This is a genomic window from Pseudoflavonifractor sp. MSJ-37 (assembly GCF_018917965.1).
Taxonomy (GTDB): Bacteria; Bacillota; Clostridia; order Oscillospirales; family Oscillospiraceae; genus Pseudoflavonifractor_A.
On the sequence record NZ_JAHLPP010000003.1, the window covers coordinates 151,718 to 165,867 of the forward strand.

Annotated in this window: 15 protein-coding genes and 1 riboswitch; of the genes, 8 read left to right on the forward strand and 7 right to left on the reverse strand. The window is 57.3% G+C overall.

The window, feature by feature from the left end; all coding sequences use genetic code 11:
- Window positions 1–56: 56 nt before the first annotated feature.
- The 6 genes from thiE to KQI12_RS08350 form a co-directional block, all read right to left on the reverse strand.
- Window positions 57–716, reverse strand: a complete 660-nt coding sequence (thiE, locus tag KQI12_RS08325; protein ID WP_216572497.1) for a thiamine phosphate synthase — start codon at window positions 714–716, stop codon at window positions 57–59.
- Window positions 697–1,497, reverse strand: coding sequence for a hydroxyethylthiazole kinase (thiM, locus tag KQI12_RS08330; protein ID WP_371817999.1), 801 nt, complete (start codon window positions 1,495–1,497; stop codon window positions 697–699). Before thiM ends, thiE begins: the two co-directional genes overlap by 20 nt.
- A 43-nt stretch (window positions 1,498–1,540) precedes the next feature.
- Window positions 1,541–2,059: an energy coupling factor transporter S component ThiW gene (gene thiW / locus KQI12_RS08335; protein ID WP_216572499.1), complete on the reverse strand. Its 519-nt coding sequence runs from the start codon at window positions 2,057–2,059 to the stop codon at window positions 1,541–1,543.
- A gap of 283 nt (window positions 2,060–2,342) precedes the next feature.
- Window positions 2,343–2,449: riboswitch (TPP riboswitch) on the reverse strand.
- Window positions 2,450–2,562: 113 nt separating this feature from the next.
- Complete coding sequence (locus tag KQI12_RS08340) at window positions 2,563–3,657, reverse strand: aldo/keto reductase (RefSeq protein ID WP_216572500.1); 1,095 nt, start codon at window positions 3,655–3,657, stop codon at window positions 2,563–2,565.
- A 44-nt stretch (window positions 3,658–3,701) separates the two neighbouring features.
- The gene (locus KQI12_RS08345; protein WP_216572501.1) at window positions 3,702–4,184 is read right to left on the reverse strand and encodes a flavodoxin; all 483 of its coding nucleotides are present in this window, start codon (window positions 4,182–4,184) and stop codon (window positions 3,702–3,704) included.
- A gap of 47 nt (window positions 4,185–4,231) precedes the next feature.
- Window positions 4,232–5,101, reverse strand: coding sequence for an aldo/keto reductase (locus tag KQI12_RS08350; protein WP_216572502.1), 870 nt, complete (start codon window positions 5,099–5,101; stop codon window positions 4,232–4,234).
- Between the two features lie 242 nt (window positions 5,102–5,343).
- Here KQI12_RS08350 and KQI12_RS08355 point away from each other — a divergent pair, with 242 nt between their 5' ends.
- The 4 genes from KQI12_RS08355 (at window position 5,344) to KQI12_RS08370 (ending at window position 9,035) form a co-directional block, all read left to right on the forward strand.
- Window positions 5,344–5,838: a MerR family transcriptional regulator gene (locus KQI12_RS08355; protein WP_216572503.1), complete on the forward strand. Its 495-nt coding sequence runs from the start codon at window positions 5,344–5,346 to the stop codon at window positions 5,836–5,838.
- A 367-nt stretch (window positions 5,839–6,205) separates the two neighbouring features.
- A complete protein-coding gene (locus tag KQI12_RS08360; protein WP_216572504.1) occupies window positions 6,206–6,679 on the forward strand; it encodes a hypothetical protein in 474 nt (157 codons plus the stop codon).
- Between the two features lie 53 nt (window positions 6,680–6,732).
- The gene (locus tag KQI12_RS08365; protein WP_256445862.1) at window positions 6,733–7,578 is read left to right on the forward strand and encodes a transposase; all 846 of its coding nucleotides are present in this window, start codon (window positions 6,733–6,735) and stop codon (window positions 7,576–7,578) included.
- A gap of 815 nt (window positions 7,579–8,393) precedes the next feature.
- Window positions 8,394–9,035, forward strand: a complete 642-nt coding sequence (locus tag KQI12_RS08370) for a CatB-related O-acetyltransferase (protein ID WP_216572581.1) — start codon at window positions 8,394–8,396, stop codon at window positions 9,033–9,035.
- Between the two features lie 256 nt (window positions 9,036–9,291).
- Here KQI12_RS08370 and KQI12_RS08375 read toward each other — a convergent pair whose 3' ends face one another.
- Window positions 9,292–9,819, reverse strand: coding sequence for an 8-oxo-dGTP diphosphatase (locus tag KQI12_RS08375; protein ID WP_216572506.1), 528 nt, complete (start codon window positions 9,817–9,819; stop codon window positions 9,292–9,294).
- Between the two features lie 14 nt (window positions 9,820–9,833).
- Between KQI12_RS08375 and KQI12_RS08380 the strand changes: the two genes are divergently transcribed.
- The 4 genes from KQI12_RS08380 (at window position 9,834) to KQI12_RS08395 (ending at window position 13,661) form a co-directional block, all read left to right on the forward strand.
- A complete protein-coding gene (locus KQI12_RS08380; RefSeq protein ID WP_253290923.1) occupies window positions 9,834–10,688 on the forward strand; it encodes a PBECR4 domain-containing protein in 855 nt (284 codons plus the stop codon).
- A 73-nt stretch (window positions 10,689–10,761) separates the two neighbouring features.
- The gene (locus KQI12_RS08385; RefSeq protein WP_216572507.1) at window positions 10,762–11,604 is read left to right on the forward strand and encodes a PepSY domain-containing protein; all 843 of its coding nucleotides are present in this window, start codon (window positions 10,762–10,764) and stop codon (window positions 11,602–11,604) included.
- Window positions 11,605–11,617: 13 nt separating this feature from the next.
- Window positions 11,618–12,685 (forward strand): stalk domain-containing protein, encoded by a 1,068-nt coding sequence (locus tag KQI12_RS08390; RefSeq protein ID WP_216572508.1) that lies wholly within the window; start codon window positions 11,618–11,620, stop codon window positions 12,683–12,685.
- 136 nt (window positions 12,686–12,821) lie between these two features.
- Window positions 12,822–13,661 carry a tyrosine-type recombinase/integrase gene (locus KQI12_RS08395; RefSeq protein ID WP_216572509.1) on the forward strand — a complete coding sequence of 280 codons (840 nt, stop codon included), beginning with the start codon at window positions 12,822–12,824 and terminating at the stop codon, window positions 13,659–13,661.
- Window positions 13,662–14,150 lie beyond the last annotated feature (489 nt).

Below are 14,150 nucleotides of genomic sequence, written 5' to 3' on the forward strand. Positions count from 1 at the left end.
AGCACGTTCGATGTGCGGTGGATATCGGGGATGTTCGGGACAGGGGCCCGGCCCGGTCAGGGCCGGCCAAAGACTCGGCGGGCCAGGGCCAGCAGGTCGGCGGTGGCCCGGCCGGGGTCGGGCTGGGCGAAGATAGCGGAGACCACCGCCGCGCCGTCGGCCCCGCCGCCCTCCAGATGGAGGATCGTGCGGGCGTTGATCCCGCCGATGGCCACCACCGGGATCGACACCGCGTCACAGATGGACCGGAGCTCCTCCAGGGACAGGGTCCGCTGGATGGCCTTGGTGCTGGTGTCGAACATGGCGCCTACGCCGATGTAGTCCGCGCCGGAGCGCTCGGCGGCCACAGCCTCCTCCACCGTCCCGGCGGAGATGCCCAGGATCCGGTCGGGACCGATCATGGCTCGCACGTCCTTGCCGGCGATGTCGCTCTGGCCCACATGGACGCCGTCCGCGTCCAGCTCCAGAGCGATGTCGATGGCGTCGTTGACCACGAAGGGCACATGGTGCCGCTTGGCGGCGGCCTGGAGCGCCCGGGCCTCCGCAAGGAAGGCGTCATGGTCCATCTCCTTCTCCCGGATCTGGAGGAAGGTGGCCCCGTTGGCCAGGACGGCCTCCGTCACCTGAGGGAGGGTCTCCCCGGGCTTGAGCCAGCTGCTGTCGGTGACGGCGTAGAGCAGCATGGACTGCCGGATCTCATCCTTCGTAAATCTCATAGCGGACGTTCGCCTCCATCTCTTCTTCCGTCAAATTGAACACAGCGTCGATCAGATCGGTGCGGAAAGTGGCGTTGCCGGTGCCGTTGGCCAGCCGGCGGGCCTCGGCCTTCTCGCCGGCGATGCCCATGGCCGCCACGGCGGCGCAGGCGGCCTCCAGCGGCCGGTCGGGCTGAGCGCCGCAGAAGGCCCCCAGCAGGGCGGTCAGCATACAGCCGCTGCCAGTGATCCGGGACATGGTGGCACAGCCGTTGCGCAGGAGCACCGTCTCATCGGCGGTAGTCACGATGTCGATCGGGCCGGAGACCGCCACTACGGAGCCGGTCCGCTTGGCCAGCGTCCGGGCGATGGAGACCGCCAAAGGCAGGCTCTGCTCGGTGATCTTATCGGACTCGCTCACGTCCACGCCGCTCCCGGCGGCCTGGCCCAGCGCCAGGGCGCGGATCTCGGAAGCGTTGCCCCGGATGACCGTGAAGCGGACCGCATCCAGCAGAGCGGCGGCGGCCCGGCGGCGGAGGGCGGTGTCTCCGGCGGCCACCGGGTCCAGGATCACCGGACGTCCCGCCTTCCCGGCGGCCTGGCCGCCCACGATCATGGAGTCCACCAGATCCACCGCGCCCAGGTTGCACACCAGCGCGGCGGAGGCGGCGGCCGTCTCGCCGATCTCGCGGATGTCGGCGGCCATGGAGGGGGACCCTCCGGCGGCCAGGATGATGTTGGCACAGTCGTTGACCGTGACGAAATTGGTGATGCAGTCCACCAGCGGCGTGTTCTCGCGCACGAGTCTCAAAGAAGCTCCAAAGTCCATATGTTCTTCCTCCTTATCATCCTGCGAGCTGGGCGGTCATCCGCTTCAGCAGGCCGGACCGCTGAAGGATCAGCAGGACGGCCACGCCCATAGCCGCGCCGACGGCGGCGGAGGGCACATAGAAGGGGATGAAATAAAACGGGGACTGAGCGTCCAGCCCGTAGAACATACGGAACAGGGGATAGGAGGCCATGGCCCCTAGCACGCCGGTGCCAAAGACCTCGCCGATATAGACGGACCACCAGGTGCCGAACTTCCGGTAGAGCAGGCCGCCCACGATCGGGCCGATCATGGCGCCGGTGACGGAACCAACGTCCCGGCCGCAGGCCATCCGCATCACGCCGGTCAGGAACCCAGCGGCACTGCCGTACCAGGGCCCCACGAACACGGCGGCCAGCACATTGACGAAGTGCTGGAAGGGGGCCATGGCGGGGAAGTAGACGAAGGTGTTCAGCACGAAGGCCAGGCAGGTGAACATGGCCGTCAGCGCCAGCTTCCGGGTGGCGGAGCGGTGCGTTCGTTCGATCGTATCCATCGATAAAAAACTCCTTTGCAAGTCAGAGGAAACGGGCATCCACAGCGGCGCTTCCCTGCAATGATGCAGTCCTGTCCCCGCTCGTTCGAGGGGACGGAAGGTCGGTCGAGGCTCACTGGCCTCCTCTCACGCCGGAACACGGCTTCCCATCGCTGTGTATGAGCGGATCCAGGGCGCTCCCCCTCGGTCCGCCGCGGCTGTGCCGCGCGCCCGTCTCCACCATCCTTTCAAAGAAGAAGTAGACGAAAAACAGGGGACGCCCATCTGCGGCGCCCCCTGGAAACGGTCATACGAGATGACTTCCTACGGCGGCATTATCCGCATCAGGTAGAGGGTCGAAGGCCACACCTTCCTCTCAGCCTGCTGGCGCAAGCTCCCCTGTTTTTCCGTTCCCGACCATCATACACCCATCCGGGCGGAAGCACAAGCCCCTTTCCATAAAAAGTCCCGTAGGGGCGCTCCAGATCCGGAACGCCCCCACGGGGGAGGGAGTGGGACGGAGATCAGCCGAAATAGGCCTGGATCTCCCTCATGCGGGCGGACTGCGCCACATGGAAGGGACAGCGGCGGTCGCAGTGGCCGCAGCCGATGCACTGGTCCGCCTTCACGGACAGGGTGCGGTAGTGGTCCGCCGCCAGAGCGTCCCCGGCCTTGGACAGGTCGTAGTATTTGTTGATCATGCCCACATCCAGACCGGCGGGGCAGGGCTGGCAGTGGTTGCAGTAGACACAGGCCCCCTCCGCGTCCTTGGGAGTGAGGGTGCTGATGATGGAGTAGTCCTTCTCCTCGGGAGCGGCCTGGAAAAAGCCGAGGACCCGCACCAGATCGGCTCGGTCCCGCACGCCGGGCAGGACGGTCAGCACGCCGGGCTTGTCCAGCGCGTACTGGATGCACTGGTACTCGGTGAGCGCTTTGCCGAAGGGAGAGGTCTTGGCATCCAGGAGCTGGCTGCCGGCGAAGGCCTTCATGACCGAGATGCCAACGCCATCGGCCTCACAGCGGCGGTAGAGGGCCATGCGCTCCGCGGCGGAGCCGTTGGCGTAGTCGCCGTGCTGATAGTCATAGCTGGCGTTGATGCTGAACATCAGAGTATCGATCAGACCGGTGTCCAGCACCATATTGGCCAGGACCGGGCTGTGAGTGGACAGGCCAAGATGCCGGACGATGCCCTTGGACTTCTGCTCCTCCAGATAGGCCAGCACGCCGTCGGCCTGATAGCGCTGCCAGTCCCCGGCCTCATCCAGACAGTGGATGAAGCCGTAGTCGATATAGTCGGTCCGGAGCTGTTCCAGCTGCCAGCCGACCGACCGCCGGATAGTCTCCGGGTCGGTGGTCCAGCTGTAGCTCTTGCCGGGGCCGTAGTTGGCGCCGAAGTGGACCTGATAATAGACCTGATTTCGGACCCCGGCGAACGCCGTGCCGAACAGAGGGAAGCTGGCAGACTCAGCGGTGGCCAGGTCGAAGTAGTCGATGCCGTTCTGAAGGGCCATCTCCAGCGTGGCGATGCCCTCCTTCTCCCCGGCGGAGGCGATGGAGCTGGTGCCGAAGCCCAGGACGCTGATCTTATCGCCGGTACGGCGGTGGATGCGGTATTCCATGGTGTGTGTCCTCCTTCTCCAAACGGATGACGGATGAGGCGGCCTTACAGGCCCAGTCCCTGGGCCCAGGATCGGAGTTCGTCGGCGGACAGGCAGCCGTTGAGGACGCGGCCCTCCACCAGCTTGGTATCGGCGGCCACACTGGGCTTCAGGCGGGCCGCGGTCTGGCCGAAGCGGCTCCCGCCGGAGGTGGCGAAGAGCACGACGGTCTTGCCGCGGAAGTCATAGCGCTCCAGGAAGGTGTTGATGATGGTGGGGGCTACATACCACCAGATGGGGAAGCCCAGGAAGATGGTATCGTAGTCGGCCACGGGGGCGTCTCCGTCCGCCAGAGCGGGGCGGGAGGAGGGATCCGCCATCTCCACCGAGGAACGGGACTTCTTGTCCATCCAGTTCAGGTCGGCGGAGGTGTAGGGGACGGCGGGGCGGATCTCATAGAGATCGCCGCCGATGGCCTGGGCAAGAGCCTCAGCGGCCCTGGCGGTGACGCCGGAGGCGGAGAAATAGGTGACGAGTGCTTTTTTCATGATGGGTATCCTCCTGAAAGATGAGATGGGTCAAGGGAGAGAGCGGATCAGGCCAGGGGCTTGCCGCTGAACACGGGGAACACGTCGAAGTCGCCGTAGCTCTTGATGCGCTCCATGTGGGTCAGGACCTCCATGTCGGCATCGGAGATGACGAAGTCGACAGCGGCGTCATTCTTCATGTGGGCGGGATCGGCGGTCTTGGGCAGGGCCACAGCGCCCAGCTGGATAGCGTAGCGGATGCAGAGCTGAGCGGCGGACACGCCGTATTTCCCGGCCATGTCGGCGATGGCGTCGTTCTTCAGGGCCTCGCCGTGAGCGATGGGGGAATAGGCCTCCACCAGGATGCCGTTGGCCTTGCAGAACTCCACCAGAGGCAGATCGGTGTTGGTGATGTGGAGCAGGATCTGATCCACAGCGGGCTTCACCCGGCAGTCGGAGAGCAGGCTCTCCAGGTCGTCCCGCAGGAAGTTGGAGACGCCGATGGTGCGGACCTTCCCGGCGGACTGGGCGTCCTCCAGAGCCCTCCAGACCGCCTTGTTCTCCTCGAAGCAGCGCTTCTCCAGCCGGAACTCGGTCCAGGGCTGGGGGCTGTGGATGATCATCTGGTCCAGATAGTCCAGGCCCATCTTCTCCAGCGTCTCGTCGATGGAGTGGGCGGCCGCCTCATACGTTTTATGCTCGGCGGCCACTTTGCTGGCCACGAAGAGGGACTCCCGGGGCAGGCCGCAGGTACGGACGCCCTCGCCCACGCCCCGCTCATTGCCGTAGGCCTGGGCGGTATCGATCAGGCGGTAGCCCAGCGCGACCGCGTTCCGGACGGCTTCCGCCGCCTTGTCGTCATCGATGGACCAGGTGCCGAGGCCAAGCTTGGGGATCTGACGGCCGTCGGACAGAGGATATGTCTCGTTAAGGATCATGATAGCTTCCTCCTTGGATGTGTGATCGGAATATAAAAAGTAGAAATGTGAGATGAGAGCATTAGGACTGGGGCTTCCGTTCCCCATAGAAAGAGGCGGACGCGGCACCGCCGTCCTTGACGGCAGGCCGGAGCGCGCGGTATACTGTCCTTAGATTACAAGTCCATCATACAAGTTGAAGTCGAGTTCAAGTCAAGGCTTTTTCACAAAAGCTCGAAAGATGTTTCGGGAGGGTGTTCCATATGGTCTATACGGTAGGCGAGATGGCGAAGCGGCTGGGGATCCCGGCCTCCACACTGCGCTATTACGATAAGGAGGGCCTCCTGCCCTTCGTGGAGCGCTCCTCCGGCGGGATCCGGATGTTCCGGGAAAAGGACTACGGGTGGCTGAAGGTGATCGGCTGTCTGAAGAAGGCAGGGATGTCCCTGAAGGACATCCGGTCCTACATCGCCCTCACCATGCAGGGGGACGAGACGATCGGCCAGCGCCTGGAGCTGTTCCGGAACCAGCGGGAGGTACTTTTGGCCCAGATGGCAGAGCTGGAGCAGACGCTGGAGACCCTGGACTACAAGTGCTGGTACTATGAGACGGCAAAGGCCGCCGGGAGCACCGATGTTCCGGAAAATATGACCATGGAGGAGCTGCCGGAGCGGTTCCGGGCCGTACGTCAGCACCTGCGGGACAGCGAACAGGCCCGGGAGGAGCGCTTCCTGGGAGAAGCGCGGAAGCGGGCGTGACCGCAAAAAAGAACGGACCTGAGACGGCAATGTCATTAAGTTAATCTAAAAGCCCAGCCGTTGAGGGGGGGGAGATGCTTTCCTCTTCTTAACGGCTGGGTGCTTTTTGGGCTGTTGCATTTAATTAACCGCAAATTTTAACAAAATGTAAAGAATTACCCAATCCGCTTGCTTTTTCCGTCGCATGGAGATAGAGTAAACTAAACGCCGTGGTGAACGGTGTTCGCAAGCAGAATTTGAGACAGCCAAAATGTGAGAGTTTAGCCAAAATTGATTGAGTCTTAGAAGTTTTTGATTGCTTTTATTTGAGAGTTAGCCAAAATTAGCGAGAAGAGCCACCATAGCCAAAGTAAAAGTAGCGAGCGTTTTGAACATCAAGCGTACACGCCCTGTTATGGGGGTGCGTTTGGTGTTTTCTTCTTTCATCCGGCGAATTTTCGTTCGGAGGCTAACTCTCATGTCAATACAATCCATTCGCGTGGTACTCAACGCCGCAATTCAAACTGCCGCACGGAGCATCGGTGGCAAGGACTTCTCCCGCAAGAGCGCCCTGACCGCCGAAACCGTCATACGCCTTTTGATTGGCGCGGAGGGCGGTAGTTTAGCTAAGATTTTGCACGACGCGGGCATTCAAGCTACCGCGTCGGCGCTCAGTCAGCGCCGCGCTCAAATCCCGCCTGCTGTGTTCCGCGCGGTATTTGACCAGTCCAATTCCACTTGTACGGATAGCGAATTGTTTCGCGGCTATCGCTTACTTGCAGTAGACGGAACAACTGTCAATCTGCCGCGTAACCCAAATCGCCCTCCTTCGTTCAGAATGACGGTATTCCAAACGGCGTAAATCAACTTCATGTCACGCCGCTCTACAACATTCTAAGCCGCACCTTTGACGATTTGGTTATACAGCCAGAGCCAAAGAAAGATGAAATCGGCGCGTTAGTCACCATGTTGCAACGCAACGACTTCGAAGAAAAGGCGCTGATTATAGCTGACCGAGGTTTTGAAAGCTATAATCTTATAGCGCATATCCTTGAAAAACCCAATGCGGATTTTCTCATTCGCGTCAAGCAAAGCTGCTCCGCCATGCGAGAGGTGGCGAAGCTGCCCTTGTGCGAGCTGGACTGCAACATCAGTTTTACCATCACCACCACGCAGACCAATGAGGACAAGCAAAACGGCTACATTCATCTGCAAGTGCCGAAGAAAAGCAAGGCAAATTCCAAAACGCGGCGCGGACGCTGGGACTTCCCATCGCCCTATCCGATGAAACTCCGCGTTTGCCGTTTTCTGCTGGACAACGGCGAGTTTGAAACGGTTGCCACTTCTCTGCCCCCGTCCTTTACGCTTGCGGATATTCGGGAACTGTATCATCTCCGTTGGGGCGTGGAAACGGCCTTCTGTGACTGGAAATATACGCTTGGCCTTGTCGATCTGCACGGCAAATCGGACGCGTTCGCGGAGCAGGAAATTTACGCCAGCCTGACCGCGTTTAACTTCGCAAGCCGCGTTTGCCGCGAGGTTGTTGTCCGTCAGCCGAAAAACGGCGTTTACGCCTACAAGGTCAATTTCAAAATGGCGGTCATGCTCTGCAAGGAGTTCTTACGGACACCCAATGCGGACGGCGAAACGCTGTTAAAAGAAATCGCGCGGCATACAGTTCCCATTCGTCCCGACCGGCAGGACGAACGCAATTTGAAAGTGAAAGGTTTTGCGGGATTTGTCTACCGCGTAGCCGCGTAAAAAAGAGGGGGTGGTGTTTGCGGACACCGCCCCCTCAACGCGTTTTTTTCAAAAAGCCTGTTTTCCCCCCTCAAAAACGGCGTTTTTCAAAAAAGAAATGCCGCCTTAACTTAACAGCTGTGGCGGAAAGGCTTTCGAGCGACGCATAGGGGCATATCAGAAGAAAAGCTGACCGACAACACAACAAGTCCGCGCAAAGATAGAAAAGTCAGCAGAAACCACCGCGAACCGTGAGAGCAAAATTATTCAAAGAAAATCTCAACAAGTCCCGCCCATGTATCAAAAGTCAGCGGACGGTGTTTTGATGGGGTAGGCATTTTTTGAGAAAAACATGCCCAAAACAGCCGTTAAGTTAAGAAATCGTCAGCATTTCAACAAGTCTGTAAAGCGTTCCCAAAATCAGCTAAAATCCGCAGAAAGCGCGATAGTCCCTAAAATCTCAACATTCGTGCGGAATGTATCAGAAATCAGCCGATTTTCACAAAAAGCGAAATAGTGTTATTTTTGACCGCGCTTAACTTAACAACTTGTGACGGAAAGACTTGTGAGCGACGCATCGGGGCATATCGGAAGAAAAACCGCCCAAGCATACAACAAGTCCGCGCATAGATACCGAAATCAGCGAAAACTACCGCAAACCAGCAGAGCGAAATCATTCCAAGGAAATCTCAACAAGTCCTGCCAATGCTCTGAAAATTCCATCACGGATTTTCTGCGGTCCATCTTTTTTATTGCTCTGTATGGAAACGCATGATATGATGGATTTGGCAACGGTGAAAGAAACCGGCAAATCGGAACTTGAGGAGGGAATTAAGATGAAAGACGGAAAACATCCAAATCCCAATACGATCCATCCAATTGCAGGGTATGACAAAGAAATATATGTGAAGCCGACAATTACAAATCCGAACATTATTGTTGGAGACTTTACATATATTGCCGATTCGGATTTTGAAAGTCATGTTTCACATTTGTACGAGTGGAATGATGATAAACTCATCATCGGGAAGTTCTGTCAAATCGCCGCCGGGGTTGAGTTTGTGATGAACGGCGCAAACCATCAGATGAACGCTGTCTCTACATTTCCGTTCTATACCTTGGAGGGGTGGGAAATGTTACCGCCTGCAAAGACGGATATGCCATTAAAAGGAGATACTGTTATCGAAAATGATGTTTGGATCGGGCAAAATGCGGTGATTCTCCCCGGCGTTTACATTGGAAACGGAGCGATCATTGGTGCAAACAGCGTAGTGGGCAGTGATGTTGCACCATATACAAAGGTCGTTGGAAACCCCGCAAGAGCGATTCAAAAGCGCTTTGATGATGAACTGATTGAATTGCTGCTTAAATTCAAGTGGTGGGATAGGAGCGTTGATGAAATCAACCGGCTAATTCCAATCTTGACTTGCAGTGATTTGGATAAAGTGAAAGCTGAAATCAAGAAGCAATTAGGCTGACAAATTCCAGTTTGATGAAGTACAAGGCCATCTTCGAGCGCAACGCCGACCGTTTTGTGAACGCCAACACCATTTACGAGGGACAGGTCATTGTCCTGCCCGCGAAGTAAGCACAAGCAATCCACATAACGAAAGCATAAAAAATGCCCACCTCGAAAAGTCGAGGTGGGCTTTTTTTCGTGTGCGCGGATTTGCTTAACTTAATGACATTGCCTGAGACGGAGGAGCGATTTTCGTCTCAGGTCCGTTTTTATTTTTAGAACGTCGTCGGATCGGTCAGGGAGCGAGGTCCTGGGGCCCAGTGTCCATCCGCCTGACGGACCATGGGCACGCCGTCCAGGACTGCGCCGGTCAAGGACTCGCCCTCATAGCAGACCTTCAGGGAGAAGAAGGGGACCTCCTGTTCCATGAGCGCCAGAAAGATCCGGTCGCCTTCCCAGTGGGGGAGCGCGAGGAGTTGGTCCTTGGGCACCCACTCCAATACGCCCTCGTCGCAGTCCTGGAGGGGCCCGGTGAAGCGGTCGGCCTGGTAGAGATGCATATATTCGGTGGGCCAGCGGTCGGACACAAAGGTGACGATGCCGCGGTAGCGCCACCGTTCCAGCGTCAGGCCGGTCTCCTCCCGGACCTCCCGCAGGAGGCAGTCCTCGGGACTCTCCTTGTCCTGGAATTTTCCGCCGATGCCGATCCATTTGTCCTGATTGGCGTCATGTTCCTTTTTGACCCGGTGGAGCATCAGATAGCAGTCGTCCCGCCGGAGATAGCAGAGCGTAGTCTGGAGCATGGTGGGGCCTCCTTATGGTGGTGATGACCGGCTCAGTATACCACGGTGGAGAGGGGGGAGACAAGGGAGAAGGTCAGAAAAATAAAAAGGAACACCACGATCCTTCGTTTCGGTGCTCCCGTCCCCGCTTTTTTGCAGATTTGGGGACTGATAAAGAGATGAAAAAATTCACAAAAGACGAAGCCATTAAAATCGTTGTCCAATGCGCGCAGGCATATCAAAAAGAACTGGACGGAAAGAGTTTGCTGTTCCTTTGCACAGACAAACATAAAAGAGTCTTTCACTTTGAATTTTCGTTCTATGGGAATAATTATTTGCATCTGACCGGTTTGAAAGCACCGAAAGGCGCGGATGGTGAGAGTGCTGGACTGTTTGCAAATGACTTCTATCAAAAATGTTTGGACCATAAGCTGAGTCCAGCAGATTTTGAGTTTTTCGAAGATGGTACGACACACATGAAACTTGAAGTGCTGCCGACCGTGATTTCCAAAAATCTGCAAGCAAAAATGATTGGCGATTATAATTCAAGCAAACCTCGCCTTTACACAGAAAAGGTTGCAGGCAGCACCAATGCCTGCGTTGGATTTATTCTGGATCAGACGACGCAGAAGTATGTACCGAATACTGTTTTACAGGAAGATGTCTGGGATATGACGAAAAGTGCACTACGCGTAATTGCGGTCTATCGGAAAGCAATTACAGCGCTGCAATACGAAGAACTGACCTATACGGCAAAAAAATTTGATTTTTCCGAAGTTGAATTTCCAGAGAAATTCAAATATTTAATGCCTGAAACTACACAAAAATATCAAGCGAGAGCATATTCAAGTGGATATGCTCTCATTTTTTCTGTTCACCGCAGATTTTAGTTTCCCTATTGACAAGGTATGTTTCTATCTGTTACACTTCTCGCAATACATTGCACGATTGGAGGTTTTCCCCATGGAGCGAAAATGGCTTTTGACTGGAACAGCGCTCATGCTTGCGGCGGCGCTGACCGGATGCGGTAATGCGCCTGTGGCAGATCAGGCGGCGAAGATCAGCATGGAACAGGCGCAGACAGCGGCGCTGGACGCCGCCAACATCGACGCGGCAGACGCGGATATTTCATCCGCAACGCTCAGCGAGGTGGCGGGCGTGACCTGCTACAAGGTGGAGTTCACCTCTGGCGATCATACCTACGCTTACTCCATCAATGCCGAGAACGGCGAGGTGCTGGAGGCGAGCTACCGGGATAAGAACGCCGCGCCCGCGGACAGCACTCAGTCGGATACCACTGCATCCGGCGCGACCACCACTCCGGCGCAGACCACGCCCAGCACGAACACCAACACCTCTACCGGCGCAGTGGACGAAGCCAAGGCGCAGGAGATCGCCTTGACTCACGCCGGGGTCAAGGCGGCGGATGCCACCATCACCAAATCCAAGCTGGACTATGACGATGGCCGTCAGGTCTATGAGATCGAATGGTATGCGAACGGCGCGAAGTACGACTATGAGATCGCTGTGGCTACCGGCGAGATCGTCAACTCCGGCTACGAGGCAAAGACAGTGGTCGGCACCGGCAACAGCGCCACCGTCACCGAGGCGACAGCAAAGCAGACCGCCCTTGCCCGCGTGTCCGGCGCGACGGAAAAGGACATCTACGAATGGAAGCTGGACTACGACGATGGCCGCCCGGAGTATGAAGGCAAGATCATCTACGGCGGCACGGAGTACGAATTCACCATCGACGCAACCTCTGGCACTGTCACCGAATGGGATGCCGAGAGCCTGGACCGCTAAGGAGGAACCGAACATGAAAAAGAACCGACTCATCCAAACGACTGCCTGCGCGATGGCGCTGTCCGCCGCATTGACGGTGAGCGCCTTTGCCGCCACCAATGTGACCGCGACCCTGCGCCCGGATGTGACCGTCCGCATCGACGGCGTTACCTGTGACTTTTATAATGCGCAAGGAAAGGAAGTCCATCCCATTATCTACAACGGCACGACTTACATTCCGCTCCGCGCCGTGGGCGAGCTGATGGGCAAGAATGTGAACTGGGACGGCACCACCGGAACCGCCTCTCTCAGCGGGACGCGCACCACCGGCAATGTGGCTGGGACGCCGGACACGGCGGCGAAGCGCACGGATGTGACCTTCACCCTGCGCCCGGAGTACCACATCGTCATCGACGGCACCGAGCGCACCTTTGTGAACGCCAACGGCACGAAGGTCGATCCGGCGATCTACAACGGCTCCATCTATCTGCCCCTCCGCGCCATTGGCGAGATCATGGGCAAGAGCGTGAGCTGGGACGGCGCCACCCAGACCGTCCGTCTGGACAGCACGACTTCCGGCGGCGATGTCACCGACTTTGACACCAACGAGCCTTCCCAGTCTACGCCCACCGGCGGCGTGACGCTGGAGCAGGCGAAGCAGACCGCGCTCAAGCACGCGGGCAAGACCGCTTCGCAGGTGCAGTTCGTCAAGACGCAGCAGGACTGGGAGAATGGCCGTCAGGTCTACGAGATCGAGTTCATCGTCAGCGGCGGCACCGGCTATACCGAGTACGACTATGAGATCGACGTGGCCACCGGCAAGATCGTCAGCTACGACTACGATGCCGAGAATTACACTCCGACCCAGAACACGAACACCAACGCCAATGTGAAGATCAGCGAGGCTACGGCAAAGCAGACCGCCCTGTCCCGTGTCCCCGGCGCGACGGCTGCGAATATCTACAAGTTCAAGCTGGACTTTGACGATGGCCGCTGGGAGTACGAAGGCGAGATCCGCTATGGCACGATGGAGTACGACTTCACCATCGACGCGGCTTCCGGCAATATCATCGAATGGGACATGGGATCCATCTACGACTAAACAAAAAACGAACCAACGGCACACGCCCTATGGACGATTTCCCGTCCATAGGGCGTTTTTTCTTTTTCTCCACAAATTCCGGGTAAATTCACTCCGCTGGAGTAAACTGTTGATACCACATCCAGGAGGTATCAACATGGACAACATCATCACGAAGGAACGCATCGACGCCTACTGCCTGTCCCTTTTGGCGGACGAGCGCTCGGCGGGGACGATAGAGAAATACCGCCGCGACCTTGCGGCGTTTGCCCGCTGGATCGGCGGCGCGGAGATCACGAAAGAGGCTGCTGTACACTGGAGATCGCACCTGCTGGAGCGCGGCTGCAAGCCGGAAACCGTCAATTCCAAGCTGTCGGCGATCAACGGCTTTTTCGCCTATATGAACTGGGCTATCCGCGTGAAATTCCTGAAGATCCAGCGGCAGCTGTTCCGCGACCCGGCGCGGGAGCTGTCCCGGCAGGAGTACGACCGTCTGCTGACCACCGCGCGGGAGACCGGGCAGGAACGCCTCGCCCTCATCATGGAGACCCTGTGCGCGACGGGTATCCGCATCAGCGAGCTGCGCTATATCACCGTGGAAGCGGCGAAAGACGGGCGCGCCACCATCGCCCTGAAAGGCAAGATCCGCACCATCTTATTGCCGACCAAGCTGTGCCGCAAGCTGAGCAAATACGCGAAAAAACAAAAAATCGCTTCCGGCGCGATCTTTCGCACCAAAAGCGGAAAAAGTATTACACGGCGGCAGGTCTGGTATGAATTGAAACGGCTGTGTCAAGCGGCGGGGGTGGAGCCGACCAAGGTGTTCCCGCATAACTTCCGGCACCTGTTCGCCACGACCTTTTACAAGGCTTGCCGGGACATTGCACGGCTTGCGGATGTGCTGGGACACAGCAACATCGAAACGACCCGCATCTACCTTGCCGTGAGCGGCGAGGAGCAGACGAAGCAGCTTGACAAGCTGGGATTGGTGTCGTAGGCGAAATCTGCATTTCGCCGGTAAAGCAAAAACGCCGGGAATTCCGACAATTCGCGAAATCTGCATTTCGTGCGTTGATGCCGCAATCGCCTCGACGATAATCTACATATTTTCATCGAAATCATACCATGCAACGCGAAAAAATGCAATACCTGCCATGCGAATAGGCATGAGTTTTAGCCCCACAATAGTAACGAATTTTGTGGGGCTGGTTTTCTGTGCCTTTGTGCAAGACTTTAATTGCTTGAAAAATGCTTTTTTAGAAAAATTTCGGCAGACGGCATATAGGTACGCCGCATCCAAACAACGAAATGCAGATTTCGTTGATTACAGCTATGCAGAATGACACTGACCGTCATAACGCTAACGGCGAATATCTAACATTAAATGCAAAGAGGGAGGGAAAATGTTTGCTATGGCGTGATTCACGGCGGGACTTCACCCGCTGGATGCGATGAGATCCCGTGAGGATCGATCAAGAAAATAGTA

What these genes read in the sequence shown, in the direction of transcription:
- thiE (WP_216572497.1), bottom strand. Translation starts at nt 716, where the DNA reads ATGAGATTTACGAAGGATGAGATCCGGCAGTCCATGCTGCTCTACGCC.
- thiW (WP_216572499.1), bottom strand. Translation starts at nt 2,059, where the DNA reads ATGGATACGATCGAACGAACGCACCGCTCCGCCACCCGGAAGCTGGCG.
- KQI12_RS08340 (WP_216572500.1), bottom strand. Translation starts at nt 3,657, where the DNA reads ATGGAATACCGCATCCACCGCCGTACCGGCGATAAGATCAGCGTCCTG.
- KQI12_RS08345 (WP_216572501.1), bottom strand. Translation starts at nt 4,184, where the DNA reads ATGAAAAAAGCACTCGTCACCTATTTCTCCGCCTCCGGCGTCACCGCC.
- KQI12_RS08350 (WP_216572502.1), bottom strand. Translation starts at nt 5,101, where the DNA reads ATGATCCTTAACGAGACATATCCTCTGTCCGACGGCCGTCAGATCCCC.
- KQI12_RS08355 (WP_216572503.1), top strand. Translation starts at nt 5,344, where the DNA reads ATGGTCTATACGGTAGGCGAGATGGCGAAGCGGCTGGGGATCCCGGCC.
- KQI12_RS08370 (WP_216572581.1), top strand. Translation starts at nt 8,394, where the DNA reads ATGAAAGACGGAAAACATCCAAATCCCAATACGATCCATCCAATTGCA.
- KQI12_RS08375 (WP_216572506.1), bottom strand. Translation starts at nt 9,819, where the DNA reads ATGCTCCAGACTACGCTCTGCTATCTCCGGCGGGACGACTGCTATCTG.
- KQI12_RS08380 (WP_253290923.1), top strand. Translation starts at nt 9,834, where the DNA reads ATGGTGGTGATGACCGGCTCAGTATACCACGGTGGAGAGGGGGGAGAC.
- KQI12_RS08385 (WP_216572507.1), top strand. Translation starts at nt 10,762, where the DNA reads ATGGAGCGAAAATGGCTTTTGACTGGAACAGCGCTCATGCTTGCGGCG.
- KQI12_RS08390 (WP_216572508.1), top strand. Translation starts at nt 11,618, where the DNA reads ATGAAAAAGAACCGACTCATCCAAACGACTGCCTGCGCGATGGCGCTG.
- KQI12_RS08395 (WP_216572509.1), top strand. Translation starts at nt 12,822, where the DNA reads ATGGACAACATCATCACGAAGGAACGCATCGACGCCTACTGCCTGTCC.